The 26272-nt window shown below is 65.5% G+C and carries 23 protein-coding genes, 1 tRNA gene and 1 pseudogene; 11 read left to right on the top strand and 14 right to left on the bottom strand.

Annotated elements, in window-relative coordinates; translation table 11 throughout:
* The coding region (locus BRAO375_RS10815; RefSeq protein WP_035639931.1) for an endonuclease domain-containing protein at nt 1-334 on the bottom strand (334 nt) is incomplete at its 3' end.
* 124 nt (nt 335-458) lie between these two features.
* A complete protein-coding gene (locus BRAO375_RS10820; protein WP_035639920.1) occupies nt 459-1427 on the bottom strand; it encodes an SDR family NAD(P)-dependent oxidoreductase in 969 nt (322 codons plus the stop codon).
* Between the two features lie 226 nt (nt 1428-1653).
* Between BRAO375_RS10820 and BRAO375_RS37945 the strand changes: the two genes are divergently transcribed.
* The 8 genes and pseudogenes from BRAO375_RS37945 to BRAO375_RS10855 form a co-directional block, all read left to right on the top strand.
* Nucleotides 1654-1809 (top strand): hypothetical protein, encoded by a 156-nt coding sequence (locus BRAO375_RS37945; protein ID WP_009027507.1) that lies wholly within the window; start codon nt 1654-1656, stop codon nt 1807-1809.
* Between the two features lie 462 nt (nt 1810-2271).
* On the top strand, nt 2272-3381 hold the full coding sequence (locus BRAO375_RS10825) for a BMP family ABC transporter substrate-binding protein (RefSeq protein ID WP_009027508.1): 1110 nt from the start codon (nt 2272-2274) through the stop codon (nt 3379-3381).
* Entirely contained in the window at nt 3378-4487 is a 1110-nt protein-coding gene (locus BRAO375_RS10830; protein ID WP_009027509.1) for an ABC transporter permease, read from the top strand. The genes BRAO375_RS10825 and BRAO375_RS10830 overlap by 4 nt, the downstream gene beginning before the upstream one ends.
* Nucleotides 4488-4490: 3 nt before the next feature.
* Complete coding sequence (locus BRAO375_RS10835; protein ID WP_009027510.1) at nt 4491-5417, top strand: ABC transporter permease; 927 nt, start codon at nt 4491-4493, stop codon at nt 5415-5417.
* 14 nt (nt 5418-5431) lie between these two features.
* Nucleotides 5432-6115: a biuret amidohydrolase gene (biuH, locus tag BRAO375_RS10840; RefSeq protein ID WP_009027511.1), complete on the top strand. Its 684-nt coding sequence runs from the start codon at nt 5432-5434 to the stop codon at nt 6113-6115.
* Nucleotides 6116-6165: 50 nt separating this feature from the next.
* Nucleotides 6166-7641 (top strand): ABC transporter ATP-binding protein, encoded by a 1476-nt coding sequence (locus BRAO375_RS10845; protein WP_085964488.1) that lies wholly within the window; start codon nt 6166-6168, stop codon nt 7639-7641.
* Nucleotides 7642-7947: 306 nt separating this feature from the next.
* Nucleotides 7948-9540: an oleate hydratase gene (locus BRAO375_RS10850; protein WP_283806064.1), complete on the top strand. Its 1593-nt coding sequence runs from the start codon at nt 7948-7950 to the stop codon at nt 9538-9540.
* Nucleotides 9541-9593: 53 nt separating this feature from the next.
* Nucleotides 9594-11213: pseudogene (locus BRAO375_RS10855) on the top strand (oleate hydratase); the annotation flags it as partial.
* A gap of 304 nt (nt 11214-11517) precedes the next feature.
* On the opposite strand, the gene BRAO375_RS38540 reads toward BRAO375_RS10855, so the two are convergent.
* The 10 genes from BRAO375_RS38540 to BRAO375_RS10905 form a co-directional block, all read right to left on the bottom strand.
* A complete protein-coding gene (locus BRAO375_RS38540; protein WP_349545774.1) occupies nt 11518-11889 on the bottom strand; it encodes an SPOR domain-containing protein in 372 nt (123 codons plus the stop codon).
* Between the two features lie 658 nt (nt 11890-12547).
* Nucleotides 12548-13429 (bottom strand): AraC family transcriptional regulator, encoded by an 882-nt coding sequence (locus BRAO375_RS10865; protein ID WP_009027518.1) that lies wholly within the window; start codon nt 13427-13429, stop codon nt 12548-12550.
* A gap of 111 nt (nt 13430-13540) precedes the next feature.
* A complete protein-coding gene (locus tag BRAO375_RS10870; protein ID WP_009027519.1) occupies nt 13541-14416 on the bottom strand; it encodes a class I SAM-dependent methyltransferase in 876 nt (291 codons plus the stop codon).
* A 422-nt stretch (nt 14417-14838) separates the two neighbouring features.
* Nucleotides 14839-14916: transfer RNA gene (locus tag BRAO375_RS10875), tRNA-Pro, on the bottom strand.
* 126 nt (nt 14917-15042) lie between these two features.
* Complete coding sequence (locus tag BRAO375_RS10880; RefSeq protein WP_009027520.1) at nt 15043-15606, bottom strand: MerR family transcriptional regulator; 564 nt, start codon at nt 15604-15606, stop codon at nt 15043-15045.
* Between the two features lie 109 nt (nt 15607-15715).
* Nucleotides 15716-16075: an integration host factor subunit alpha gene (locus BRAO375_RS10885; RefSeq protein ID WP_009027521.1), complete on the bottom strand. Its 360-nt coding sequence runs from the start codon at nt 16073-16075 to the stop codon at nt 15716-15718.
* Nucleotides 16076-16209: 134 nt separating this feature from the next.
* Entirely contained in the window at nt 16210-17178 is a 969-nt protein-coding gene (locus BRAO375_RS10890; protein WP_009027523.1) for a beta-ketoacyl-ACP synthase III, read from the bottom strand.
* Complete coding sequence (plsX, locus tag BRAO375_RS10895; protein WP_035639924.1) at nt 17175-18236, bottom strand: phosphate acyltransferase PlsX; 1062 nt, start codon at nt 18234-18236, stop codon at nt 17175-17177. Before plsX ends, BRAO375_RS10890 begins: the two co-directional genes overlap by 4 nt.
* A gap of 327 nt (nt 18237-18563) precedes the next feature.
* Nucleotides 18564-19202: a YceD family protein gene (locus tag BRAO375_RS10900; RefSeq protein WP_083842463.1), complete on the bottom strand. Its 639-nt coding sequence runs from the start codon at nt 19200-19202 to the stop codon at nt 18564-18566.
* Between the two features lie 4 nt (nt 19203-19206).
* Nucleotides 19207-19743 (bottom strand): ubiquinol-cytochrome C chaperone family protein, encoded by a 537-nt coding sequence (locus tag BRAO375_RS10905; protein WP_009027526.1) that lies wholly within the window; start codon nt 19741-19743, stop codon nt 19207-19209.
* A 118-nt stretch (nt 19744-19861) separates the two neighbouring features.
* On the opposite strand from BRAO375_RS10905, the gene BRAO375_RS10910 reads away from it, so the two are divergent.
* The 3 genes from BRAO375_RS10910 (at nt 19862) to BRAO375_RS10920 (ending at nt 22808) form a co-directional block, all read left to right on the top strand.
* A complete protein-coding gene (locus BRAO375_RS10910; RefSeq protein WP_035639928.1) occupies nt 19862-20347 on the top strand; it encodes an outer membrane protein assembly factor BamE in 486 nt (161 codons plus the stop codon).
* 156 nt (nt 20348-20503) lie between these two features.
* Complete coding sequence (locus BRAO375_RS10915) at nt 20504-21511, top strand: Bug family tripartite tricarboxylate transporter substrate binding protein (RefSeq protein ID WP_009027528.1); 1008 nt, start codon at nt 20504-20506, stop codon at nt 21509-21511.
* A gap of 211 nt (nt 21512-21722) precedes the next feature.
* Nucleotides 21723-22808 carry a DUF2336 domain-containing protein gene (locus tag BRAO375_RS10920; protein WP_009027529.1) on the top strand — a complete coding sequence of 362 codons (1086 nt, stop codon included), beginning with the start codon at nt 21723-21725 and terminating at the stop codon, nt 22806-22808.
* A 77-nt stretch (nt 22809-22885) separates the two neighbouring features.
* On the opposite strand, the gene BRAO375_RS10925 is transcribed toward BRAO375_RS10920, so the two are convergent.
* Nucleotides 22886-25006, bottom strand: a complete 2121-nt coding sequence (locus BRAO375_RS10925; RefSeq protein WP_009027530.1) for a sodium-translocating pyrophosphatase — start codon at nt 25004-25006, stop codon at nt 22886-22888.
* 203 nt (nt 25007-25209) lie between these two features.
* A complete protein-coding gene (gene thiL / locus BRAO375_RS10930; protein ID WP_009027531.1) occupies nt 25210-26202 on the bottom strand; it encodes a thiamine-phosphate kinase in 993 nt (330 codons plus the stop codon).
* Nucleotides 26203-26272 lie beyond the last annotated feature (70 nt).

Consider the following 26272-nt stretch of genomic DNA (forward strand, 5'->3'; position numbering starts at 1 on the left):
TCCACGCGCACCGGACTTCGTGAAGCACACCTTCGATATTTCCCAGCACATCATTGTTCCAGAAGCGAAGAACGCGATAGCCGAGTGCCTCGATCTGTCGGGTACGGGCGCTGTCCTTCTCCTGCTGCCAATCATGTTGGCCGCCGTCGACTTCAATCACTAACTTTGCTTTGCGGCTGACGAAGTCGACGATGAACGGCCCGATCTGCGCCTGACGACGGAAGTGAGAGCCGGCCAGCTTGATGTCGTGGCGAAGGTGTTGCCAGAGGACTCTCTCGGCGTCAGTGGGTTCGGCGCGCATGCGTTGCGCGAATGATCGTCGGCTGTCAGCCATGGCTGTCTGTTTCATCACGAGCAGCGGGACTCGTGGACCCCCACCCCCGACCCCTCCCCGCAAGGGGGAGGGGAGCTCACCATCTCCGCGGCGCTATGGTCGCCTCCCAACTAACAACGATCCCCTACCCCAGCTTCCACCCCGCCTCCTGCGCGAAACGCTGGAAAAACTCCGGTTCGTACGCCTGCTCCGGCGATTGGCGCACGCGCATGTCGAGCAGCTTAGCATCCTCGCCCACCAGAATCCGCCACTGCTCGGCTTTTACGCCGTCGAGGATGATCTTCGCCGCCTGCGCGGCCGTCGTCGGCGCATCCTCCAAAAAGCTGCGGGCGCGTTCGCGGGCGGCGTTCTGGATGTCCTGATCGCTCATGGCTGATACGTCGATGCCCATGCCTTTCATGCGCTGACGCGCCTGGGCGATCTCGGTGTCGCTCAATTCGTCGGACTCGCCGCCGCTCTGGACCTTGCGGGAGTTCGAGACGATCGAGGTGCCGATATGGCCGGGCATCACCACCGAGCACTTGATGTGCGGCGCGTTCAGGCGGAGGTCATTGATCAGCGCTTCCGTAAAACCCTTCACGGCGAATTTCGCGGCGCTGTAGGCGGTGTGCGAGACGCCCATGCCGACCGAGGCCCAGAAGCCGTTGACGCTCGACGTGTTGACGATGTGGGCTTCGTCGGCCTTCAAGAGCATCGGCAGGAAGGTGCGGACGCCAAGATAGACGCCGCCCCAGCAGATGTTGAAAGTGCGCTCCCATTGCTCGCGTGAGTTCGTGAACAGGCTGCCGCCGCCGCCGATGCCGGCGTTGTTGAACAGCAGATGGATCTTGTCGGTGGCCTGCTGCTCGGCGAGCTCATCGCGGAAGCGCTGCAGCTGCGCCTCGATCGAGACGTCGGCGACATGGGTGGTGACGCGCAGCCCCTGCGGCAGCTTCTCGGCCTCGCACAGCCGCTTGGTCTCAGCCATCGCCTCGGCCGAGATGTCGCACATCGCGACGTTGCAGCCCTCGGCGACGAGCTGGCGGGCGAGCTCGCGGCCCATGCCCGTGCCGCCTCCGGTGATCACGGCGATCCTGCCGGCGAAATCCTTCATTGGACGTTCTTCCTTCCCTGCTGCGGCACGGCTCACGCCGGCCGGGCGACTTCCTCGTTCTCTTCACGGAACGCAGCCGTGAGCTTAGGACGTTTGGCGCGTCTGACCAGAGCCGATGTCGAGGACCTCTGCTGCAGCGCACGAGTGAAAGACTTCGCTTTGGGGTTGAACCCGCTGCCGGGGGCTCCGACTTATTCCACGGGGAGGCAGGCTCGAGGAGGTTCGCATGGCGTACCAACAGGGGCACTGGCAGGACGAGAGCTGGCGCCACACGATGGTCGATCCGGCTGGTCCCGACGACGGCGCGTATGTCACCGGCTGGACCATCAGCGGGATCGCCGTGATCGGCACCATCGTCGCCGTCTGGCTGCTCGGCATCTGAACGGCGCGACGGGCATCACGAGACGGACCCGGAGGCTGCGCCGGGCGCGGCTCCAGCTGTTGCGTGCAGCTCTCTCCACCGTCATTGCGAGCGCAGCGAAGCAATCCAGGGCTGTGGTCAGGACTCTGGATTGCTTCGCTGCGCTCGCAATGACGGTGGAGACATATTCGCCTCCCGCGCAGAGAGGCTGACAAGTGTGGCCAGCAATGCGGGCCTGCCCCTCCGACGTCTGAACTCGTTGCATACAATTGAAGTCGATTGATTAAAATATAGGCTGCACTTCACCTGCCGCCTTCGTTGCCCAGTTTAAAGTCAATCACAAAGCAGCGGTAGTTCAGTGACTTAGCTCCGGTACCGCACGGGCTGCCCCTGGCACAAAGCTTGCGATCTCCCTTTGCGAGGCTGCGCCGTGCCGGCGAAGCCGAGAGGCGCGGGCGCGACAGCCCGCCGAGGGAGCACACCATGGACTTTGGCAGGATTTCACGACGGCATCTGTTGCAGGGTGGCGCGGCGCTGACGCTCGGCGCAGCCGCGGGCCTGCGGCCGGCCTTCGCCGCCGACACCACGATCGGCTTCATCTATGTCGGCTCGCGCGACGACTACGGCTACAACCAGGCGCATGCGCAGGGCGCGGCGGCGCTGAAGAAGCTGCCCGGGCTGAAGGTCATCGAAGAGGAGAAGGTGCCGGAGACCGACGCGGTCGAGAAGACGATCGAGTCGATGATCAATCTCGACGGTGCCACGCTGCTGTTCCCGACCTCGTTCGGCTACTACAATCCGCACATGATCAAGATGGCCAACAAGTACCCGAAGCTGCGCTTCGAGCACTGCGGCGGCCTGTGGAGCGAGAAGGATCCGAAGAACGCCGGCTCCTATTTCGGCTATATCGACGAGGCGCAGTACATCGCCGGCATCGTCGCGGGCTACACCTCCAAGAGCGGCAAGCTCGGCTTCGTGGCCGCCAAGCCGATCCCGCAGGTGCTGCGCAACATCAACGCCTTCACCCTCGGCGCCAAGCTGGCCAACCCGAAAGCGACCACGCAGGTGATCTTCACCGGCGACTGGTCGATGCCGGTCAAGGAAGCCGAGGCGACGAACAGCCTGATCGACCAGGGCGTCGACGTGCTGACCTGCCATGTCGACGGTCCGAAGACGATGGTCGAGAACGCGGCGCGCCGCGGCGCCTTCGTCACCGGCTATCACGTCAACCAGTCGCCGCTGGCGCCGAAGGCGTATCTCACCGGCGCCGAGTGGAACTGGGAGGCGCTGTATCCGAAGTTCGTGAAGATGCTGGCCGCCGGTGAAAGCATTCCGAACTTCTATCGCGGCGGGCTCAAGGAAGAGCTGGTGAAGACGTCGCCCTACGGCGAGGCGGTCTCCGAACAGGCGCGCAAGCACGCCGACGAGATCAAGGCCAAGTTCCTCGGCGAGGGCTATACGATCTTCAAGGGCCCGATCAAGGACAACAAGGGCAACGTCGTGATCACCGCGGGTACCGAGCGCGGCCAGAAGGACCCCGAGCTCGAGAAGATGGACTATCTGGTCGAGGGCGTGATCGGAGCGACGTCGTGACCACGGAGGCGGCCGATCCGGTTGATGCGGCCGCCACCGCGCCGGCCGCCGACGCAGGCTTCCTGCAACGCTATGGCGCGAGCATCGAGTACATCTTGATCCCGGGCGCGGCGCTGGTCGCCGCGCTCCTGGTGTTCGGCGGGTTCGTGGCGCTGTTCGGCAAGAACCCGCTCGACCTCTATTGGTACATGTATTACGGCGCGTTCGGCACCTGGTTCTCCTGGCAGAACACGCTGAGCCGCGCGGCGCCCTTGATCCTCACGGCGCTGTGCACCGCCCTGCCCGCGCAATTGGGCATGGTGATCATCGGCGGCGAGGGCGCGCTCTTGATTGGCGCATTGGCTGCGACGTCGGCCGCGCTGGCGCTGCAAGGTCTGCCGCCGCTCGTGGTCCAGGTCGCGATGGTGATCGCGGGCATGGCCGGCGGCGGAGTGTGGATCCTGCTGTCCGGTGGCCTCCGCCAGTACCGCGGCGTCAACGAGACCATCTCCAGCCTGCTGCTGGTCTATATCGCGCTCGCGATCCTCAACCATCTCGTCGAAGGCGCGATGCGCGATCCGGCCAGCCTCAACAAGCCGTCGACGCGCGAGATCGGCGCCGCCAACATGATCGGCACCATTCCCGGCACCGACGTGCATTGGGGTCTGGTGTTCGGGCTGATCCTGGCGGTCGCATCCTACGTGCTGATCTATCATACGACGTTCGGCTTCGCCGCGCGCGTCGCGGGGGGCAACATCCGCGCCGCCAAGATCGTCGGCCTGTCCGTCGGCAAATTGATCCTCACCGTGTGCTTCCTCGCCGGTGCCTGCGCCGGGCTCGCCGGCATGGTCGAGGTCGCCGCCGTGCAGGGCCGCACCAATGCCAACCTCGCGGTGGGCTACGGCTTCACCGGCATCCTGGTGGCTTTCCTGGCGCGGCAGAATCCGCTGGCGATCATCCCCGTTGCGATCCTGCTCGGCGGCATCAACGCGTCCGGCGGCCTCTTGCAGCGCCGGCTCGGACTGCCCGATGCCTCGGTGCTGGTGTTGCAGGGGATCATCTTCATCTCGGTGCTGGCGAGCGACGCGCTCTACGGGCGCATCGGGTTTCTGAAAGGAAAGTCCTGAGCCATGGCTGACGGCAATATCGGACTCTGGACCGTCCCGCTCGCGGTGCTCGGCGGCGCCATCCGCGTCTCCACGCCGTTCCTGTTTGTCAGCTTGGGCGAATGCATCACCGAGCGCTCCGGCCGCATCAATCTCGGTCTCGAAGGCACCTTGGTGATGGGCGCGATGAGCGCCTATGGCATCTCCTATCTCTCCGGCTCGCCATGGCTTGGCGTGCTCGCCGCCGGCCTCACCGGCGCGCTGCTGGGGGCGCTGCATGCCGGCATCTGCTCGCTGCCGCGCGTCAACGACGTCGCGGTGGGAATCTCGCTGATGCTGTTCGGCACGGGGCTCGCCTTCTTCCTCGGCAAGCCGCTGATCGAGCCGACCGCCGCGCGGCTGCCGGCGATCGATTTCGGCTGGTGGAGCGAGGTGCCGCAGGTCCGCGCCGCGCTGCGCATCAACGTGCTGTTCCTGCTCGGCGTGGCGCTCGCGCCGATCCTGTTCTGGGCGTTCAAGACCACGCGCTGGGGTCTCCTCATCCGCACCGCCGGCGAGAGCGCCGATGCGGCGCGCGCGATGGGCCACTCCGTGCTGATGATCCGGCTGCGCGCCACCATGGCCGGCGGCTTCCTCGCCGGCATCGGCGGCTCGTTCCTGTCGCTGTTCTATCCCGGCAGCTGGAACGAGGGCTTGTCATCGGGACAAGGCATCACCGCGGTCGCGCTCGTCATCTTCGCGCGCTGGGACCCGATGCTGTGCCTGTGGGCCTCGCTCGCCTTCGGCGGCGCCGCGGCGCTTGGGCCGGCGCTGCAATCGGTCGGCGTCACCTCCGGCTATCATTTGTTCAATGCCGCGCCCTACATCCTGACACTGCTCATCATGATCATCACCTGCTCGCCGAAACGCACCTTGAGCGGCGCGCCGGCCGAGCTGTCCATCACCCGCTAGTTCAGAAGGTCGCCATGACAACGCGCACCATCCGCTCCGAGCCCTACGCCTGGCCATACAACGGCGATCTTCGGCCTGAGAACACCGCGCTGATCGTGATCGACATGCAGACCGACTTCTGCGGCGTCGGCGGCTATGTCGACAAGATGGGCTATGATCTCTCGCTGACGCGCGCACCGATCGAGCCGATCAAGAAGCTGCTCACGGTGATGCGCGCGCAGGGCTTTTGCATCATCCATACCCGCGAGGGCCATCGCACCGATCTCTCCGACCTGCCCGCCAACAAGCGCTGGCGCTCGCAGCAGATCGGCGCGGGGATCGGCGATCCCGGCCCGTGCGGCCGCATCCTGGTGCGCGGCGAGCCGGGCTGGGAGATCATCCCGGATCTCGCGCCCCAGCCCGGCGAGATCATCATCGACAAGCCGGGCAAGGGCTCGTTCTGCGCCACCGACCTCGAGCTGATCCTGCGCCTGAAGGGCATCCAGAACATCGTGCTGACCGGCATCACCACCGACGTCTGCGTCCATACCACGATGCGCGAGGGCAATGACCGCGGCTTCGAATGCGTGCTGCTGTCGGACTGCTGCGGCGCCACCGATCAAAGCAATCACGACCACGCGCTGAAGATGATCAAGATGCAGGGCGGCGTGTTCGGCGCCGTCGCGACCTCCACCGCGCTGATCGAGGCGCTGTCGTGATCGGCGACGATCCGACGCCATCAGGCGCGTTCGGCGTCGAGGCCATCGCGATGACGATGCGCTTCGGCGCATTCACCGCGCTCGACAATGTCGAGCTGAAGGTCCGTCCCGGTTCGTTCCACGCGCTGCTCGGCGAGAACGGCGCCGGCAAGTCGACGCTGGTCAAGTGCATCATGGGCTACTACCGCCCGACCGAGGGCGACGTGCTGATCGCCGAGCGCGAGCGCGCCATCAGCAATCCGAAGGACGCCCACGCGCTCGGCCTCGGCATGGTCTATCAGCACTTCACCCTGGTGCCGGCCATGACCGTTGCCGAGAACCTTGTGCTGGCGCGCGACGACGTGCCGGCGGTGGTCAATTGGCATAAGGAAAAGCAGGAGCTGGAAGCGTTCCTGTCACGCATGCCGTTCCGCGTGCCGCTCGATGCGAAAGTCTCCGATATCTCCGCCGGCGAGCGGCAGAAATGCGAGATCCTCAAGCAGCTCTATCTCAAGCGCCGCTTCCTGATCCTGGACGAGCCGACCTCGGTGCTGACGCCGGGCGAGGCGGATGAAGTCCTGGGCATGCTGCGCAAGATGGTCGAAGCCGGCGAGCTGACAATCCTGATGATCACGCACAAATTCCGCGAGGTCATGGCGTTCGCCGACGAGGTCACGATCCTGCGCCGCGGCAAGCTCGCCGGCCGCGGCAAGGTCTCCGAGCTGACGCCCGATGACATGGCCCGCATGATGATCGGCGCCGAGCAGCTCACGGTACAGCCGTCGCGCACCGGCGAGGCCGGCACCGTCAGGCTGGAGGTCGAGAGACTGGTCGCGCGCGACGATGCCGGCGGCCTCGCCGTCCAGGACCTCTCGCTCACCGTGCGGGCCGGCGAGATCGTCGGCATCGCCGGCGTGTCCGGCAACGGCCAACGCCAACTCGTCGAGGTGCTCGCAGGCCAGCGCGAGGCCGAGAGCGGCGCCGTCCGAGTCTCCGGCGCGCCCTATTCCGCGAGCCGCGAGGAGATGCGCCGGCACAAGATGTCTTTGCTCCCCGAGGAGCCGCTGAAGAACGCCTGCGTCGGCGGCATGAGCGTCGCCGACAACATCGCGCTGCGCGAGTTCGACCGCGCGCCGTTCGCCAGCGGCGGCTGGTGGCTCAACAAGTCGGCGTTCCGCAAGGACGCGACCAGCAAGATCAACCGCTACAAGATCAAGACGCGCACACCGGATACGCCGATCTCGGCGCTGTCTGGCGGCAACGTGCAGCGCGCGGTGCTCGCGCGCGAGCTCGGCCACGACGTCGAGGTGCTGATCGCCGCCAATCCCTGCTTCGGCCTCGACTTCGCGGCGGTGGCGCAGATCCACGCCGAGATCATGGCCGCCCGCAACCGCGGCGCCGCAGTGCTCCTGGTCAGCGAGGATCTCGATGAGTTGCTGGAATTGTCAGACCGGCTGGTGGTGATGTTCCACGGCCAGCTGGTCTACGAGACCCGCGCCGGCCAAGCCGACCTCACTGAGATCGGCCGGCACATGGCGGGGCATTGACGGCGCCCCAGTCAACTAACGATGGACCTCTGCGGCACGCGGGCTCAGCGTGGTGAAGCGTGCTCTTTCAACGTCATTGCGAGCGCAGCGAAGCAATCCAGGGGCCCGCACACCACCCTGGATTGCTTCGCTGCGCTCGCAATGACGATAGAGAGACCGTGCGCGCCACATGCCGGGACATTGCGCCGCACCGGGACAAACGACCTCAAGCTGTTGACGACTAATTCATCCCGCTGCGGTAATATCGCCCTCGGCAGGCATCGTTTCGGGCAGTGATTTGCTGCACCTGCCGGCATTTTTACTATTTTGTTTCAACACTTTAAATCGCAGGTCGACATCATGAAGGCCTATTTCATCGGCGGTGGCATCAGCTCACTTTCAGGCGCAGCGTTCATGATCCGCGACGGCGGCGTGGCCGGGCGCGACATCACCCTGTTCGAGAAGCGCCTGCCCTATGGCGGCAGCCTGGACGGCGCCCGACTTCCCGACGGCTCCTACTCGATGCGCGGCGGTCGCATGCTGACGACGGATCAATATGAGTGCACCTGGGATCTGTTGTCGACGATCCCGAGCGCGTCCCAGCCGTCCGAGAACATCCTCAGCGAAACCGAGATGTTCAACAAGCTGCACGTCACGCACGCGCAGGCGCGGCTGGTCGACGGCAACCGGCACAAGGTCGACGTCTCCACCATGGGCTTCTCGATGCAGGACCGCATCGAGATGACCAAGCTCACCGAGGCCTCCGAGGACAAGCTCGGCAATTCGCTGATCTCGGACTGGCTGTCACCGCCGTTCTTCACGACGAATTTCTGGCTGATGTGGCAGACGGCGTTCGCCTTCCAGCCGTGGCACAGCGCGGTCGAGTTCAGGCGCTACATGCGCCGCTTCATGAACGAATTCCCGACGATGGATACGCTCGGCGGCGTCAAGCGCACGGTCTACAATCAGAACGACTCCATCGTGAAGCCGCTGATGCGCTGGCTCGAGGACCACGGCGTCAATTTCGTCGGCGGCGCCGACGTCGCCGACATCGCGCTGGTCACCGAGAACGGCAGGCATCGCGCCACGCGGCTCGACCTCCAGCAGAACGGTGCCAGCCGCAGCATCGATCTCGCAGCCGATGACCTCGTGTTCTACACGGCCGGCTCGATGACCGACGCCACCAGCCTCGGCAGCCACGACAGCCCGCCGAAGCAGCTCACCAAGGACGACAGCCGTGGCTGGGCGCTGTGGGAGAAGCTCGCCGCAGGCCGGCCTGAATTCGGCAATCCCGCGGTCTTCAGCTCGAACATCCCGGAGTCGAGCTTCGAATCGTTCACGGTGACCTGCCGGAACGCGCGCTTCTTCGATGCGATGCAGGCGTTCAGCGGCAACATCGCAGGCACCGGTGGGCTCGTGACGTTCACCGATTCCAATTGGCGGATGTCGATCGTGCTGTACACGCAGCCGTATTTCCCGGACCAGCCCGACGAGATCAAGATCTTCTGGGGTTATGGTCTCTATCCCGATCGCGTCGGCAATTTCGTGCCCAAGCCGATGTCGGAGTGCAGCGGCGCCGAGATTCTGAAAGAGCTCTGCGGGCACCTGCGCTTCCCGCTGTCGGTGTTCGACGACGCCACCTGCGTGCCGTGCTGGATGCCCTACATCATGAGCATGTTCATGCCGCGCAGCCCGGACGACCGGCCGCTGCCGGTGCCTCCCAACTCGCAGAACCTCGCCTTCATCGGCCAGTTCGTCGAGCTGCCCGAAGATGCCGTGTTCACCATCGAATATTCGGTGCGCTCGGCGATGCACGCGGTCTATCAGCTGATGAAGATCGACCGCGCCATCCCGCCGGTGACGCCGTATGACAAGTCGCTCAAGGTGCTGCTGCAGTCGGTGGTGAAATCCTTCGCCTGAGCCTGCGCGCAAGATCGTGATCGCCGCAGCGCTGCATGCGTTGATCTGGATCAGTTCCGCACGGGAACGCGGCCGCTAAGCCCGGATCGCAACAGACGATCCGGGTAGACATCATGAAAGCGTATTTCATCGGCAGTGGCATCGGCGCCCTCGCCGGAGCGGCATTCCTCATCCGCGACGGCGGCGTCGCCGGACGCGACATCACGATCTTCGAAAAGAACCTGCCGTTCGGCGGCAGCCTCGACGGCACGCAATTGCCGGACGGCTCGTTCTCGCTGCGCGGCGGACGCATGCTGACCACCGACCACTACGAATGCACGTGGGACCTTCTGTCGGCCATTCCAGGCGCCAGCGATCCCAACCGCACCGTGCGCGACGAGACCATTGCCTTCAACAAGGACCATGTCGCGCACTCCCAGGCGCGTCTCGTCGACCGCAACCGCCACAAGATCGACGTCTCCACCATGGGCTTCTCGATGCAGGACAGGCTCGAGCTGGTCAGATTGACCGAGACGCCCGAGGACAAGCTCGGCAACTCGCGCATCACCGACTGGCTGTCGCCGGCGTTCTTCACGACGAACTTCTGGTACATGTGGCAGACGACCTTCGCCTTCCAGCCCTGGCACAGCGCGGTCGAGTTCAAGCGCTATCTGCACCGCTTCATGAACGAGTTCGCGCGCATCGAGACTCTGGCGGGCGTCAAGCGCACCGTGTTCAACCAGTACGATGCCATCGTCGTGCCGCTGATGAAATGGCTGGAAGGCCATGGCGTGACCTTCGAGGGCGACGTCGATGTCACCGACATGGCGATCGCGACCGAAGCCGGCAAGCATGTCGTCAAGCAGCTGACGCTCGTTCGCCACGGCAAGACCGAGGCGCTTACCGTGTCGCCCGACGATCTCGTATTTTTCCAGAACGGCTCGATGACCGACGCCACCAGCCTCGGCTCGCAATATGCGCCGCCGCCGCGCCTGACCAAGCGCGAGAGCAAGGGCTGGACGCTGTGGGAGAAGATCGCGCAGGGACGCCCCGAATTCGGCAATCCCGCCGCCTTCAACTCCTCGATTCCGGAATCCTGCTGGGAGTCGTTCACGGTCACCTGCCGCAATCCGCGCTTCTTCGACGCGATGGAAGCCTTCAGCGGCAACAAGGCCGGCACCGGCGGCCTCGTCACCTTCACCGACTCCAACTGGCTGATGTCGATCGTGCTCTATCATCAGCCGCACTTCGTCGGCCAGCCGAAGAACGTGCAGGTGTTCTGGGGCTACGCGCTGCATCCCGACCGCATCGGCAATTTCGTAGCCAAGGCGATGGCTGATTGCAGCGGCGCCGAGATCCTGAAGGAGCTGTGCGGACACCTCAACTTCGAGCTCTCGGTGTTCGACAATGCGAGCTGCGTGCCGTGTCGCCTGCCCTACATCACCAGCATGTTCATGCCGCGCCACAAGAGCGACCGGCCGCTGCCGGTGCCGGCGAACTCCAAGAACCTCGCCTTCATCAGCCAGTTCGTCGAGATCCCCGACGACGTCGTGTTCACGGTGGAATATTCGGTGCGCGCGGCGCAGATGGCGGTCTATCAGTTGCTCGACATCACCCGGGCGATCCCGCCGATCACGCGGCACGACAAGTCGTTGCGCGTGCTGATCGAGACGGTCGAGAAGGCGTTCGCGTGAGCCGCAGGCAGCGCGCGTGCGGAGGTGGCGTCCCCATCCCCGCTCACGGCCGCATCCAGACAGCCGAGCCGCCGCAACTGCAGCGAGGTCGGAGTCGGAGAATGGAGGCCGGGCGCAGGCGTCACGATCGCGGCGACCTTCTCCGAGGAGCCGCCAGTGTCCCTCGCCTGCGTCTCGACGGCCGTTGCCGTCTCCACGTCGCTGAGCCCCGGCGCGATCTGCTTCGACCGCTCTGCTTTGAGCCGCTTTTGCTCCGCGGCCATTTTCTTGCACGCGCGCGACGTCGGCGTAGAATCGGCGGGGCTTACTGGCTGCCGAACGGGAAGCACTGGCCGCCGGCCAGCTTCAACGATCCGCACATCGCGCTGGCCTGCTGCCTGGTTTCGAACGGGCCGACAGCCACGCGGAATCTGACGCCGCCCTTCTCGCCGAAATCGAGTCGCTTGATGATGGGCTGGTATTGACCGAGCACGGCAGCATACTTGGCCTGGAGCACCTTGAAGGACGCAAGCGCCTCGGCCTCGCTGGCCTGTGACGAGATCGCCACCAGATAGCCGCCGCTGGTCGCCGGTTCTGCCGCGGCCGCCTGTGCCCGGTCCAGCCCGGACTTGCGGCGCCCCGTAGGGATCAAATTGCGGCCGCGATCGTCGAGCCGCACGCCGGATTCGCCGGCCAAGCGACCAGCAATCCCAGCCGCGTTGATGTCGGCATGCCCAGAACCGCAACCGACGGCAGACGCAACCACAACCAAGACGATGGACCGCAACGCCGGCATGACCTCTCCTGATGAACCTCGCGCCGGCAGCATAACCGGACGAGCATCAGACATCAGCCGAAAGGTCCGTGATCCGAATGACCGCCGGACGGCAATCCATCGGCGAATGTGCGGCGCCACACACCTGAGACCGGATAGGCCAGTCTGCGCCGCATCCTTTGCTTTGCACGTCAACGTGCAAATGAGCACGCCGTATGGAACTAATAACCCAGCAGGGCCAGACCTACCCAGCTCACGGCAAACAGCGACAGGACGGACGTTGCAGCGGCAAAAACCGATAATGAGACTTTCAAAGTCTTGAGGACCATACGCGCCTCCTTCAACGACAAAGCTGCATCGGGACAAACCCCGACACCGGTCCAAAATTTCCTGAAAAACCGGCTCGTTCGTTCGAGCCGAGAAACATCAGGTTGGTGCGCGCACCGGCGCAAAGGTTCAATGCCAGGGTGTGGGTCCCCGGCGCTGGTGCAGGTCAACGTCGAAGATCCTGTTCCAGTTCCCCTGAAGGAACTGGAACCCTTCAAAACTGGCGCTCTCCTATGAACCCAAGGGACCGGGGCTATTTCAACGGCAGAAACAGGTCGGCGACCGCCTCATGCTCCGGCACCTCGGGGAAGAAGCTCAGCCGCTGGCAGTAGATGGGAAAATCACGCACCTCCTCGCCGCTGGCCGGCAGCCAGTCGCGATAGAGATAGAGCGCCGCGGGTTCCAGATTATGCGTGTTGCCGACGATCCGCAGCACGGCGCAGCGTCCGCCGGGAATCTCGCCGAGCTTGACCTGCTCGTCATGGGCCGCGATCGGCTGCCCGGTGCCGACGCACAGATCCACGCTGTAGTCGGCAGGCGACGCTGGACGCCGCTCGGAGCGCCACACCGTGAAGGTCGGATGGGTTTTGGGGTGCAGGCCGGCGGCCTTGCGCCAGGCGATGAAGCGCTGGATCGTGGCGCCAAGCGCCGCAGGGTCACCGCGATGCGCGATGATCGCCACGCGCGTCGAGGGCACGTCTCGAATGATCACGTCGTGTGGTTTGAAGGTCGTCTGCATGAGCTTGCTCCTCGCGTCATCGAGAGGCCCGAAGGCCGCAAGCCACGGCTCCCAATCGGGAGATTTCCGGAATGCTGAAGGCGATTGCCCGAACCATTGGCGAAAGGCGCGGGCAAAGGCGTCCGGTGCATCGTAGCCGGCTTCCAATGCGACATCGGTGACGCTCGGCGCATCGCCATAGGCCAGCTGGTAGGATGCCCGCTTCATGCGGGCGAGCTGGATGTAGCGATGCACCGACAATCCGAAGGTCGCCGTGAATTGCCGGTGGAAATGATACTTCGAATAGGCGGCGACGCTGCTCAGCGACTCCAGATCCAGATCGTCGTCGAGATGCCGATCGATGTGATCCAGCACCCGTTGCATCCGGGCGTGGTAGCTCTGCAGCGCCGCCTTCATCGTTTTCGTGCTCCGTGGCAGCGCCACCTAAGCGCGCCCGCATCGAACACGCTCGACCGATCTTGCGGCTTTTCTCGCCGAGATCGGCCGGAGCAGCTTGACGATCCAAGCTCAGGGATCGACGGCGGTCAGGATCGAGAACGAGGCGGGCACCATCACCGACTGCGCCTTCGCATAGCGCGCGAGCGCCTTCCTCACGGCCGATGTCGCCGCTTCCACGGCTTCGGCCGGTTGTCCGGCCATGGCGCGGCCGGCGGGCCCGATCGCGAGTGCCGTCTGCACGGCAGCATCGAGACCGCCATTTGCGCCGAGGTCGAGCGCCAGATCGCAACGCTCCAGGCGGACGCGGCGCAGCCCGGCGTCGGTCATCACGGTCTCGGCCCACTCGGCCGGACCAAAGGCAAAATCGTCCGCAGCATTCGGCTTCAGCCCGGGCAGCTTGGGCACATGGTCATAGGCCGCCTGCAATGGCTCCAGCGCCCAGGGATTGTCGCGCAGCTCCCCCCAGCAGGCGAAGGCGACCCGCCCTTCCGAACGCAGCGCATTGCGGATGTTCAGCACGGCGCGCACCGGATCGGCGAAGTACATCACGCCGAGGCGCGAGATCACGAGGTCGGCGCTCGCCGCCTTGAAGTGATGCACCATGGCATCGCCCTGCACGAAGCTGACCGGCGCCTCGGCCGGCGCAAGCTCGTGAGCGGCGGTGAGCATTGCCGCTGACACGTCGAGGCCGAGCACGCTGCCCCCGGGGCCGACCTTCTCCGCCGCCGCAATCATGGTCGCGCCGCAGCCGCAGCCGATGTCGAGCACCCGCTCGTTCGTCTGGATCGACGCCCGCTGCAGCAGCGCCTCCTGCACCGGCGCCAGCATCGCGTCGAGCTCAGCCCGGCGCGCAACCCAGCGCGCTCCGCCGGCGCCATTCCAGAAGGTGATCTGCTCGGCATTCTCGAAATGGCCGAAGGAGGTGTCGACGACGGCGGCGTCCATGGGGAACCCGGACCATTATTCAAAAAAGAAACCGAGCTCCGGCGCTAAACGCGCACCGCAAGCCCGGATCGCGAGTTTAGGCGGCGACTGGCGCTTTGAAAAGCCGGCGTTGCGGCGCAACCGCGGCCTCACGACATGGCATCGCGCGCACTCCGCGATGTCATCATGGTCGCGACAATAAGGCGTGACCTCCGACCGCAGCGCGTTCAATCAGGGGCAACCGCCCGACGTTCCCGGAGCGACGACGGGAGAAAAGCGCGGAGAGGAGCACAGTTTCAAAGGAGAAAGCGCATCGGCGCGGTCGGCTCGCGAACGGCAGACCATGATGCGGATGATCGAATTCGCAACCTGCGTCGACGCTGAGCCCAGAGTCTCGATCGGCGAACACCATCCGCCACCGGCAGGGCCCGCGAACTCAGAAATGGTCGGAGCGGCGGGATTCGAACCCACGACCCCTAGTCCCCCAGACTAGTGCGCTAACCGGGCTGCGCCACGCTCCGATGGCCGTTCCTGTAGCCGCGATTGGGGCGTGATGCAAGGCGCGGCGGGCGGGTTTCGTCAGGCATGAAGCCCCGTGATGGCGGTCACGGCCTGGCCTGCCGTGATTTCCGGCCCGAGGCGCGCCCTCAGACCTCCTTCATCGCCCGGTCCAAAAGCGCGCGGCAGTCGAGCAGCTCCTTGAGCAGGCCTTCGAGCTTTTCGCGCTCCTCCGGCCTCATGCCGGCGCGGGTGGGCGGGCCGACGCGGAAGGTGTCGAGGATGTCGTCCTCGGTGTCGACGAAACGGAAATCGATGCCCTCTTCCTCGGAGGCCTCCTCCTCTTCATCCTCCGATTCGACCTCGGCCTCGCCGATCGGCTCCTCCTCCATCATCGCCTGGCCGAGGGTCTCCTCGAGCGCGCCAAACGAGACGGCGGCGGAGCTGTCGGCCAGCCCCTGCACCGACTTGACGCCGTGCTCCTTCAGGATCCGCTGCACGCCCTTGATCGTGTAGCCTTCGCTGTAGAGCAGACGGCGGATGCCCTTGAGCAGATCGACGTCGTCGGGCCGGTAATAGCGCCGGCCTCCGCTCCGCTTCATCGGCTTGATCTGGGCGAACCGGGTCTCCCAAAACCGCAGCACGTGCTGCGGGATGTCGAGCTCCTGCGCGACCTCGCTGATCGTCCGAAACGCATCCGGCGCCTTGTCCAAATGCCCGTTCCCCTTCGATCGTGCTGACAAGATGTGACGCTAGGCTACGCTGACGATGACACTATTTGGCCCACCCGTGGGCCGGACCCGCTCTGAGCCAGGCGTAACGCTACTCGGTCTCGGCGCTGAGCTCCGAGGGAGCTGCCTCGCCGTTCATCTTGCCGTTGGCCTGCTGGCCGTTGATGCGCTGCTTGAGAATGGCCGACGGCTTGAACACCATCACCCGCCGGGGCGAGATCGGCACCTCGGTGCCTGTCTTCGGGTTACGTCCGATGCGCTGACCCTTCTTGCGCACCATGAACGAGCCGAACGACGACAGTTTGACCGTCTCGCCGCGCTCCAGGCAGTCGGTGATCTCCTTCAAGACCAGCTCGACGAAGGCGGACGACTCCGTGCGCGACAGGCCCACCTTCTGGTAGACCGCCTCGCAGAGATCGACGCGTGTAACTGTTTTTCCGGTTCCCGCCATCGCCTGCCCCAAACTCCCGGCGAATAATTCGGTCCGGAAATTAAGAGGTTAAGCAGCGATGGTCAACAGCAGCGTGAACCGAACTGCAGCGCTAAGCGTCATTCGTCCCACGTAAATCTCGTGGGACGGAATGGTCACCAGCGCACCAGCGCCGAACCCCAGGTGAAGCCGCCGCCCATCGCCTCAAGGAGAACGACGTCGCCCTTCTTGATCCGGCCGTCCTTGACGGCGACGTCGAGCGCCAGCGGGATCGATGCGGCGGAGGTATTGCCGTGCCGATCGACCGTCAGCACCACCTTTTCCGGCGCGATGTGCAGCTTGTGCGCCGAGGCGTCGATGATTCGCTTGTTGGCCTGGTGCGGCACGAACCAGTCGATCGTGTCGGCGGACAGCCCGGTCGCCTCGAAGGCGTCGACGATCACGTCGGTGATCATGCCCACGGCATGCTTGAAGACCTCGCGGCCTTCCATGCGGAGATGACCGACGGTCTGGGTCGAGGACGGGCCGCCATCGACATAGAGCTTGGCCTTGTGGCGGCCATCGGAGCGCAGATGCGTGGTCAGCACGCCGCGATCGGTCGCGCCCTTCTCCTGAGCGTCCAGCACCAGCGCGCCGGCGCCGTCGCCGAACAGCACGCAGGTGGTGCGGTCGTTCCAGTCGAGAATGCGCGAGAAGGTCTCGGCGCCGATCACCAGCGCCCGCTTGAACGAGCCGCTGCGCAGGAAATTGTCGGCGGTCGCGAGCGCATAGACGAAACCGGAGCAGACGGCCTGCAGGTCGAACGCCGCGCCATGATGGATGCCGAGCCCGTTCTGCACGGCGACCGCGGTTGCCGGAAAGGTGTTGTCCGGCGTCGAGGTGCCCAGCACGATCAGGTCGATCGACTGCGGATCGACATCGGCGACGGCCAGCGCCGCACGCGCGGCGTTGATCGCGAGGTGAGAGGTGAATTCGCCGTCGGCTGCGACGTGACGCTCCCGGATGCCGGTGCGCTGGACGATCCAGTCGTCCGAGGTCTCGATGCGGCTTGCCAGCTCGGCATTGGTCACGACCCGCTGCGGAAGATACGAGCCACAGCCGAGCACGACCGAACGAATTGTCACGAGACAGCCTCCTGGGCGACCGATTCGGACGCCAATGCGCCGCCGTCGCGATTGAGTGTTTGAGTGATCTTGGTCAGGAGATCGTAGCGGGCCATCTCATAGCCAACCCGGACCGCCGAGGCAAAGCCCTCGGCATCGGTTCCACCATGGCTCTTGACCACGATCCCCTTGAGCCCGAGCACCACGCTGCCGTTGGAGCGGCGCGGATCGAGCCGGGCGCGCAGGGCCGCGAACGCGCCGCGGGCAAACAGATAGCCGATCCGGGCCATGACGCTGGCCTGGATCGCGCCGCGCAGGAATTCCGTGACCTGCCGCGCCGTTCCCTCGGCCGCCTTCAGCGCGATGTTGCCGCTGAAGCCCTCGGTGACGACCACGTCGGCCGCGCCCTTGCCGATGCCATCGCCTTCGACGAAGCCGATGTAATCGAGCTGCGGCAGATTCATCGCGCGCAGCTGCTCGGCCGCCTCGCGGATCTCCTCATGCCCCTTCATCTCCTCGACGCCGATATTGAGGAGACCGACCGTCGGCTTGGGCTTGTTGAACAAGACGCTCGCGAGCGCGCTGCCCATCACCGACAGCGCCACGAGATGATGCGCGTCGCCGCCGATGGTGGCGCCGAGGTCGAGCACGACCGACTCACCGCGCGTGGTCGGCCAGATCGCCGCGAGCGCCGGCCGGTCGATGCCGTCGAGGGTGCGCAGGCAGAACCGGGCCATCGCGACCAGTGCGCCGGTGTTGCCGGCGGAAACCGCAACATCCGCCTCGCCCTTCTTCACCGCCTCGATGGCGAGCCACATCGACGAAGTCTTGCGCCCCCGCCGCAGCGCCTGGCTCGGCTTGTCGTCGTTGCTGACGGCGACGTCGGTATGAATGACGCGAGAGACAGCCTTGAGGCGCAGATGCTGGTCCAGTTGAGGATTGATCTTGGCGCTGTCGCCGAACAGCAGGAATTCCGCGTCCGGATGGCGGCTCAGCGCGATCGCGGCACCGGGAATGACCACGGACGCGCCGAAATCCCCGCCCATGGCGTCCAGCGCGATTCGAACCTTTTGAGGCATGACGTCCCGGAAACCTGATCTCGAGCTTGATCTCGTCTTGGCCTTGGTTGGCCGTGTTTTGGCGGTCGTTCAGAGGCACTGCACGGCCAGGGAACAGTTAAGGGACAGTCCCACAACCGGCCGAGCGATTTCGTCGCACCCCGACCCGGGCGCGACAATAGCGTCTCTCCGTGTCGAAACAACCTCCCGGGGGCGACGCAATTTGCAACCGGGGCGACGCCTGGGGGAGACGGCCAGTCGGTCTTTATCATCCAAATCAGCAAGTTGAGCCGATTTCAGGAGGCTTCGTGACAGGACGGCAGCGCTGCCGGCCTGCACATTCCGACATCAATCCTCACCCGTTTTCTTCGGTTTGGCCCGGATCGCCTCGGCGTCACCGGCCGATTTCAGCGCCTTGAGCGCCGCGAAGGGGTGATCCTCGGGGTCGGCAGCTGCTGCCGGCTGCTCGAACACCGCCCCCGGCTTGCGCGGATAGGGATCGACCCCCAGGAACAGGGCGTCGGCGGCCAGACGGCCCAGATCGATCTGCCCATTGATGATCGGCTCCGGCGGATCGGCGGTGTCGACCTCGCTGTTCGGGTCGTCCTCGACGAACTCGGCCAGCTCCGGAATGTCTTCCGGCGGCGCAAACAGCTGGTCGATCGGCTCGTCGATGTCGGTCTCGATCGGATCCAGCGTGACGACGCAGGTCTGGCCGATCCGGGCGCGCACCCGGCCCTCGACGTGCACCTTGCCGTCACGCTTCTGGACCACGTCAAAGGACGCGTGCGCCGAGAGCACCTCGCGGAGCTCGCCGATCGCGGCCAGTGCGCGCAGGGTGGCTGCATCGGCCTCGATCTCGCGATGCAGACCGGCATCCGGGATCTGCGCCACGATCACCGGCGGCGCCCGCCAGGGATCTCTAAGGGGATCCCGGGCGGGATCGCGCGCCGTTTCGCGCGAATTGTCTCTGTCTCTGCTGCTCATATTGCTAATCCTGCTGCACCGGGCTCGGGAAGCTCCAGCCCGCGCCGAGCAGCCTGTTGTCGTCGAGGGCTGCGAGTTGCGCCGCCACCCGGCCCGCATAGGCGGCCAGTCCTGCCGCGCTGTCCGGATGCTCTCCGTTCAAGATATTCTTCCGCAAGGCGTCCGCCAGCTGGGCCTCGCTTTCCGACCAGGCGAGGTCATAGGCGGCGGTGCGGCCATAGAACGCCTCGCCGAACTTCTGCATGCGCTTGGGCACGGTGAGGTCACCCACGCCCATCTCGCGCAGATTGTCGTCCATGTCGTCGCAGAAGCGGTCGAACAGCGCCTGCGAGAGCTCCGACCCCACCCCTCGCAGCCGGCGCAACACCAGCCAGAGATGCAGGATCAGCAGATCGAACCGCCCTTCGACCGTGTCGGGGACATTTAAGTGTCTATAAAACAACGGTTCTCGGGTTTGCGCCACGATCATGCCATAGATCGGCTCGATGGTCCCGCGCGGGGACGATCCGGACTTCCTGAAACGGTTGAATGGCCAGAGCATGAGGATTCCGCGGCTTAAGTTTCCGTGACCCGGTTCGGGGGCATGTTGCAATCCGCGACTTTGCCCGGTACGTCAACGCCCTGCCCGACGCAAGGGGACGGGATCCGATCTGAAGAAGATGACCCAGACAATGCGAACGACTGCCCGCCTGCTCTCCCGCGGCCTGAGCCCCCGTCTGCGCACCCGTGCGCTCACTCTTGGCGCCATCGCGCTGATGGGCCTCGCGCTCGCCGCCTGCACCGGCGAGCAGTTCCAGAAGGGCTACATCATGCCGCCCGGCGCCCTGGAGCAGATCCCGATCGGGGCCAGCCAGGATCAGGTGCTGATCGTGATGGGCACGCCATCCACGGTCGCCACGCTCGACGGCGAGGTGTTCTATTACATCTCGCAGCGCGCCGAACGCACGGTGGCCTTCATGAACCAGAAGGTCGTGGATCAGCGCGTCATCGCGATCTATTTCGACAAGAACCGGCAGGTCCGCCGGCTCGCCAATTACGGCATGAAGGACGGCAAGATCTTCGACTTCGTCAGCCGCACCACGCCGACCTCCGGCCAGGAGCTCAGCTACCTGACGCCGCTGTTCAAGCTGCTCAGCTTCAACTAATCCGAACCTGATCGCCGCCGCCCGGAATATGATTCCGGGCCGCGGCACAAAGCCCGCCGGCTGCGCTGATTGGCGCAGTGCGCGTGCATTTCCGGTGCTTGCTCTGGCGGCGCAACCTTCCCTACCCTCCCGCAAAACATCGACCGGGAGGAATCAATGGCTCATCGCATCGCGCTGTCGCGCCGCAAGCTGCTGTCCGGAGCCGCTGCGCTCTCGACCGCCGCCATTCTGCCGCGCACGAGCTTCGCCGACTGGCGTCCGACCGAGACGGTGAAGCTGATCGTGCCGGCCGCGCCCGGCGGCAGCACCGACGTGATGGGCCGGCTGCTCGCCGCACATCTGCAGACGGCGTGGGGACAATCGGCCGTGGTCGAGAACCGCTCCGGCGGCGGCGGCACGATCGGCACTGCCGAGGTCGCGCGGAACACCAAGGGCGACGGCTATACCATCCTGATCGGCAATCCCGGTCCGAACGCAATCGCCTATTCGATCTTCCGCAACCTCGCCTACAAGCCGGATCAGCTGCAGGCGGTGTCGAACATGATCCGCATCCCGAACATCGTCTCGGCACACCCCTCGACCGGCATCAAGTCGGTCGCGGAGCTCGTCGCCTTCCTCAAGGCCAATCCCGATAAGCTCAACTACGCCTCCTCCGGCGTCGGCCAGAGCCCGCATCTCACCGGCGCCTGGTTCCTGCAGCTGACCGGCTTGAAGATGACGCACATCCCGTTCCGCGGCGCCGGTCCGGCCCTGCAGGCGGCACTCGCCGGCGACGTCCAGATCCTGTTCGACAATCTGTTTCCGTCGCTGCCGCAGATCCAGGACGGCAAGCTTACCGGCCTGTGCGTGACGACGCCGGAGCGCAGCGCCAATGCGCCTGATCTGCCGACCATGCGCGAGAGCGCACCGGAGCTCGCCAAGTTCGACGTCTCCTCCTGGTTCGGCGTGTTCCTGCCGAAGGCCTGCCCGCCCGAGATCGTCAATGCCCTCAACCTGCAGGTCAAGGCGATGCTGGAGCGCGACGATATCCGCAAGAACATCGCCGCGATGGGCGCTCGGGGCGATTACGGCACGCCGCAGCAGTTCGGTGACTTCGTCCAGGCCGAGACCACGAAATTCGCCTCGATCATCCAGAAGGAAGGCCTGCAGATGGACGTGCAATGAGCTACGGCGGCCGGCCGTGCGACGCCGGAGTTACCGTCAGCGGGCGCAGGAGGTAACGGCACCTTAAGCGAGATGGTGCGATAGATGGCGGCCGCGTGTCTTTGATCTGGTTGCAAGATACCGTCAGCGGATAACCGGGTTGAGCCTCCTGGAGGCCTGACCTGATCCCCGGGGGGCAGGCAGCGGCGATGTCCATGCCGTGAGCCCTGCCTTGCCCAACAACGTCCTGCACCAGCTCGAAGACATCCTCGCGAGCCGCTACGTCTCGCGACGGTCTGAGATCCTGGACCGCGTCACCGACCTGTTCGTCGTCGGCTCCGGCAAGTTTACCGAAGAGCATGTCGACCTGTTCGACCACGTGCTGTTCAAGCTGCTCGACAACGTCGCCGTCGCGGCGCGGGTGCAACTGGGCAGCCGCCTCGCAGCGCTGCCCGACGCGCCGCCCCGCCTCATCAAGCTGCTTGCCAATGACGAGACCATCGCCGTGGCCGGCCCGGTGCTGCGCCAGAGCGAGCGCCTCGACGAGGAGTCGCTGGTCGCGACCGCGCAGAGCCACGGCCAGAAACATCTGCTGGCGATCTCGGGCCGCAAGGTCCTGACGGAAGCGGTCACCGACGTGCTGGTCGACCGCGGCGATCAGGCCGTGGTGTCGAGTACCGCCAACAATGACGGCGCGCGCTTCTCCGATCATGGCTTCTCGGGCCTGGTGACCAAGGCCTCCGACGATCCGGGTCTGGCGATGACGCTATGGAGCCGCCCCGACAGTCCGCGCGAGGTCCTTGTTCGACTCTTCGTCGAGGCGTCCGACGCCGTGCGCAATCAGCTTGCGTCGGCCGATGCAGCCCGTGCCAAGATCGTCGAGCTTGCCGTCGCGCAGGCGTCGGGCCATCTGCAGGCTGCGGCGCGGACGAGCTCGACCGATTTCGCCAACGCCAAGACGTATGTCGAGCAGTTGCACGCCACCGGCCAGCTCCACGAGGCGCAGCTGCACGGCTTTGCCAAGGAAGGCAGCTTCGACAAGGTCACGCTGGCGCTGGCGCTGATGTGCAAGCTGCCGCTCGACGTGGTCGAGCGCGCCTTCGTGCGCAAGCAGCCGGACCAGCTCTTGGTGCTCGCCAAGGCGCTTGATCTGTCCTGGGTGACCACGACGACCTTGCTGTTCATGCAGGCGAACGCCAGCGGCAGCGCGCGGCCGCAGCTCGATCAGCATCTGGCGAGCTTCACGCAGTTGCAGCCGCGCATGGCGCAGAGCACGCTGCAGAACTACCGGGTGCGGCAGCGCGCGGCGGAGTCATAGCAGGGGATCCCGACGCCAAATGAGAAACCCCGCGGCTCGCACCGCGGGGTCCTTGTTTGTCGGAGACGTGCTGCTGCTCAGTGCGCGAGGATCGCCAGCAGCAGCAGGGCCACGATGTTGGTGATCTTGATCATCGGGTTCACGGCGGGGCCTGCCGTGTCCTTGTAGGGATCGCCGACGGTGTCACCGGTGACGGCCGACTTGTGGGCGTCAGAGCCCTTGCCGCCGAAATGGCCGTCCTCGATGTACTTCTTGGCGTTGTCCCAGGCGCCGCCGCCCGAGGTCATCGAGATCGCGACGAACAGGCCGGTGACGATCACACCGAGCAGCATGGCGCCGACGGCCGAGAACGCCGCCGACTTGCCGGCCGCGCCGCCACCCGCGATCGCGTAGATCAGGAAGTAGACCACGATCGGCGACAGCACTGGCAGCAGCGAGGGGATGATCATCTCCTTGATCGCCGCCTTGGTCAGCAGGTCGACCGCCTTGCCGTAATCCGGCTTGTCGGTGCCCTGCATGATGCCCGGCTTCTCGCGGAACTGCCGACGCACCTCCTCGACGATCGCGCCGGCGGCGCGGCCGACCGCGGTCATGCCCATCGCGCCGAACAGGTACGGCAGCAGGCCGCCGAACAGCAGGCCGACCACGACGTAGGGGTTATTCAGCGAGAAGTCAGGCTTGATCCCCGCGAAGTAAGGATGCTTGGCGGAGTCGGCGATGAAGAACTGCAGGTCCTGGTTATAGGCCGCGAACAGCACCAGCGCGCCGAGACCGGCGGAGCCGATCGCGTAGCCCTTGGTGACCGCCTTGGTGGTGTTGCCGACCGCGTCGAGCGCGTCGGTGGACTTGCGGACTTCCTTGGGCAGACCGGCCATCTCGGCGATGCCGCCGGCATTGTCCGTGACCGGGCCGAAGGCGTCGAGCGCGACGATCATGCCGGCCAGCGCCAGCATCGTGGTGGTCGCGATCGCGATGCCGAACAGGCCGGCCAGGCTGTAGGTGACCAGGATGCCGGCGATGATCACGATCGCGGGGAGCGCGGTCGCCTCCATCGAGATGGCCAGGCCCTGGATCACGTTGGTGCCGTGACCGGTGACCGAAGCCGCCGCGATCGACTTGACCGGACGGAAGTCGGTGCCGGTGTAGTACTCGGTGATCCAGATGATCAGGCCGGTCACGACGAGACCGACGACGCCGCAGACGAACAGCGCGGTGCCGGTATAGTCGACGCCGTCGAGCTTGCCGAAACCGATCAGCCAGGCGATCGCGATCGCGAGACCGGCGAGCGACAGCACGCCGGTCGCGATCAGGCCCTTGTACAGCGCGCCCATGATCGACTGGCTGGCACCGAGCTTGACGAAGAAGGTGCCGGCGATCGAGGTGATGATGCAAATGCCGCCGATGGCCAGCGGCAGCGTCATCATGTTGGCGAGCAGCGAGGACTTGGCGAAGAAGATCGCGGCCAGCACCATGGTGGCGACCGCGGTCACCGCATAGGTCTCGAACAGGTCGGCGGCCATGCCGGCGCAATCACCGACGTTGTCGCCGACGTTGTCGGCGATGGTCGCGGGGTTGCGCGGATCATCCTCGGGGATGCCGGCTTCGACCTTGCCGACGAGGTCACCGCCGACGTCCGCGCCCTTGGTGAAGATGCCGCCGCCGAGACGGGCGAAGATCGAGATCAGCGAAGCGCCGAAGCCGAGCGCGACCAGCGCGTCGATCACGGTGCGGCTGTCGGGCGCGAGCTTCATGAAGCCGGTGAGGATGCCGAAATAGATGGTGACGCCGAGCAGCGCCAGACCCGCCACCAGCAGACCGGTGATGGCGCCGGCCTTGAAGGCGAGCTCGAGGCCGCCGGCGAGCGAGGTGGTCGCCGCCTGAGCGGTGCGGACGTTGGCGCGCACCGACACGTTCATGCCGATGAAGCCGGCCGCGCCGGAGAGCACAGCGCCGATCGCGAAGCCGACCGCGACGAGCATGCCGAGGAAATACGCAAGGAGCACGAAGATCACGACGCCGACGATTCCGATCGTCGTGTATTGGCGGCGAAGATAGGCTTGCGCGCCCTCACGCACCGCCGCCGCGATTTCCTGCATGCGCGCATTGCCGGCGTCCGCGCTGAGCACTGATTGTGTGGCCCAGATCGCATAGACGATCGACAGCGCTCCGCAGAGCACGATCACCCATAAAGCTGACATTTAGTTTCCTCGGCTCTTTGCTTTTTCTAACTACGTCGCGCCGCGCTTGTGCGACGCACGCCCCCTGTCAGGCCACTCCGGGCGGAGCCGCCGTGAACAGCATGGACCTTGCCAAAATCGCCATGATGACGCAACGCCGCGACGCCTGAACCGCTCCAAATTCAGACGCTTCTTTGGTCGCAATGTGCGGCTGCGAATGGGTGTCAGAAGTGGCTGTAGGACAGCTGTTTCAAGCTGATTGGACGCCCCTGCCCGTCAAGGAAGCGCGGCGCGCGTGTGCCCTCGACGATGGCGCCGATGTCGGTCAAGGCGACGCCGGCCGCGTTAGCTGCACTGCGGAATGCGTCGCATCGCGCTGCGGGAACAGTGCAGAGGATCTCATAGTCGTCGCCGCCGGAGACCAGAGTTTCCAGCTGGACGGCCCCCTCAGCAAGGAGCTGTGCGGCTGCTGATGAGGTCGGAACGTGTGACAGCTGAATGTCGGCGCTCACGTTGGAGGCAGCACAAAGCTTGGTCAGGTCGCCGGCAAGGCCATCCGAGACGTCCATCGACGCCGTCGCGAAGTCCCTCACCGCCGCCGCCAGGGCGCTGCGCGGCTGCGGTACGCGATAGCGGCCGATCAGCATATCCCGTGCCGCGGCATCGCCGGCCAGCGCAGCCAGCTCTGTTCCGACCTGAAGGATGCGCAACCCAAGCGCGGCATCGCCGATGGTGCCGGTGACCATCACCCGGTCGCCCGGCCGGGCGCCGAAGCGATGCACCATCCGTCCGGGGGGCACTCGGCCCCAGGCGGTGACCGAGATCATCACCGGACCGGGCGTCGACACGGTGTCACCGCCAAGCAGCGGGCAGCCAAAGGCCGCCGCGTCCTCGCCAAGACCGCGGGCGAAGGCGGCGAGCCAAGCCTCGTCCTTGTGTCGCAGTGCAAGCGTCAGCAGGAAGCCAGCCGGCACCGCACCCTTGGCTGCGAGGTCGGACAGGTTCACGCGCAGCGCCTTGCGCGCGATCGTGTCGGGCGGATCGTCCGGGAGATAATGGACGCCCTCGACGATGGCGTCGGTGTTGACGACGAGGTCGTCGCCGGAGACCGGAATGACGGCGGCATCATCGACGAGGCCGAAAGCGCCGGGATCGGTCGCCAGCGGCTTGAAATAGCGGGCGATAAGAGAGTCTTCGCCGGAGGGAGCTTGGGTCATGCGTGCCCTCCCCACTTTCCGCCGTCATCGCCCGGCTTGACCTGGCAATCCAGTACGCCGCGGCCCCTCA

The sequence above is a fragment of the Bradyrhizobium sp. ORS 375 genome, assembly GCF_000239775.1.
Lineage (GTDB): Bacteria > Pseudomonadota > Alphaproteobacteria > Rhizobiales > Xanthobacteraceae > Bradyrhizobium.

Coding starts and splice junctions, on each gene's coding strand:
- BRAO375_RS10925 (WP_009027530.1), bottom strand. CDS start 25,006: ATGTCAGCTTTATGGGTGATCGTGCTCTGCGGAGCGCTGTCGATCGTC.
- BRAO375_RS10845 (WP_085964488.1), top strand. CDS start 6,166: ATGACGATGCGCTTCGGCGCATTCACCGCGCTCGACAATGTCGAGCTG.
- BRAO375_RS10885 (WP_009027521.1), bottom strand. CDS start 16,075: ATGGCGGGAACCGGAAAAACAGTTACACGCGTCGATCTCTGCGAGGCG.
- BRAO375_RS10900 (WP_083842463.1), bottom strand. CDS start 19,202: ATGAGCAGCAGAGACAGAGACAATTCGCGCGAAACGGCGCGCGATCCC.
- BRAO375_RS37945 (WP_009027507.1), top strand. CDS start 1,654: ATGGCGTACCAACAGGGGCACTGGCAGGACGAGAGCTGGCGCCACACG.
- BRAO375_RS10910 (WP_035639928.1), top strand. CDS start 19,862: ATGACCCAGACAATGCGAACGACTGCCCGCCTGCTCTCCCGCGGCCTG.
- BRAO375_RS10870 (WP_009027519.1), bottom strand. CDS start 14,416: ATGGACGCCGCCGTCGTCGACACCTCCTTCGGCCATTTCGAGAATGCC.
- BRAO375_RS10865 (WP_009027518.1), bottom strand. CDS start 13,429: ATGAAGGCGGCGCTGCAGAGCTACCACGCCCGGATGCAACGGGTGCTG.
- BRAO375_RS10825 (WP_009027508.1), top strand. CDS start 2,272: ATGGACTTTGGCAGGATTTCACGACGGCATCTGTTGCAGGGTGGCGCG.
- BRAO375_RS10915 (WP_009027528.1), top strand. CDS start 20,504: ATGGCTCATCGCATCGCGCTGTCGCGCCGCAAGCTGCTGTCCGGAGCC.
- thiL (WP_009027531.1), bottom strand. CDS start 26,202: ATGACCCAAGCTCCCTCCGGCGAAGACTCTCTTATCGCCCGCTATTTC.
- BRAO375_RS10820 (WP_035639920.1), bottom strand. CDS start 1,427: ATGAAGGATTTCGCCGGCAGGATCGCCGTGATCACCGGAGGCGGCACG.
- biuH (WP_009027511.1), top strand. CDS start 5,432: ATGACAACGCGCACCATCCGCTCCGAGCCCTACGCCTGGCCATACAAC.
- BRAO375_RS10905 (WP_009027526.1), bottom strand. CDS start 19,743: ATGCTCTGGCCATTCAACCGTTTCAGGAAGTCCGGATCGTCCCCGCGC.
- plsX (WP_035639924.1), bottom strand. CDS start 18,236: ATGCCTCAAAAGGTTCGAATCGCGCTGGACGCCATGGGCGGGGATTTC.
- BRAO375_RS10835 (WP_009027510.1), top strand. CDS start 4,491: ATGGCTGACGGCAATATCGGACTCTGGACCGTCCCGCTCGCGGTGCTC.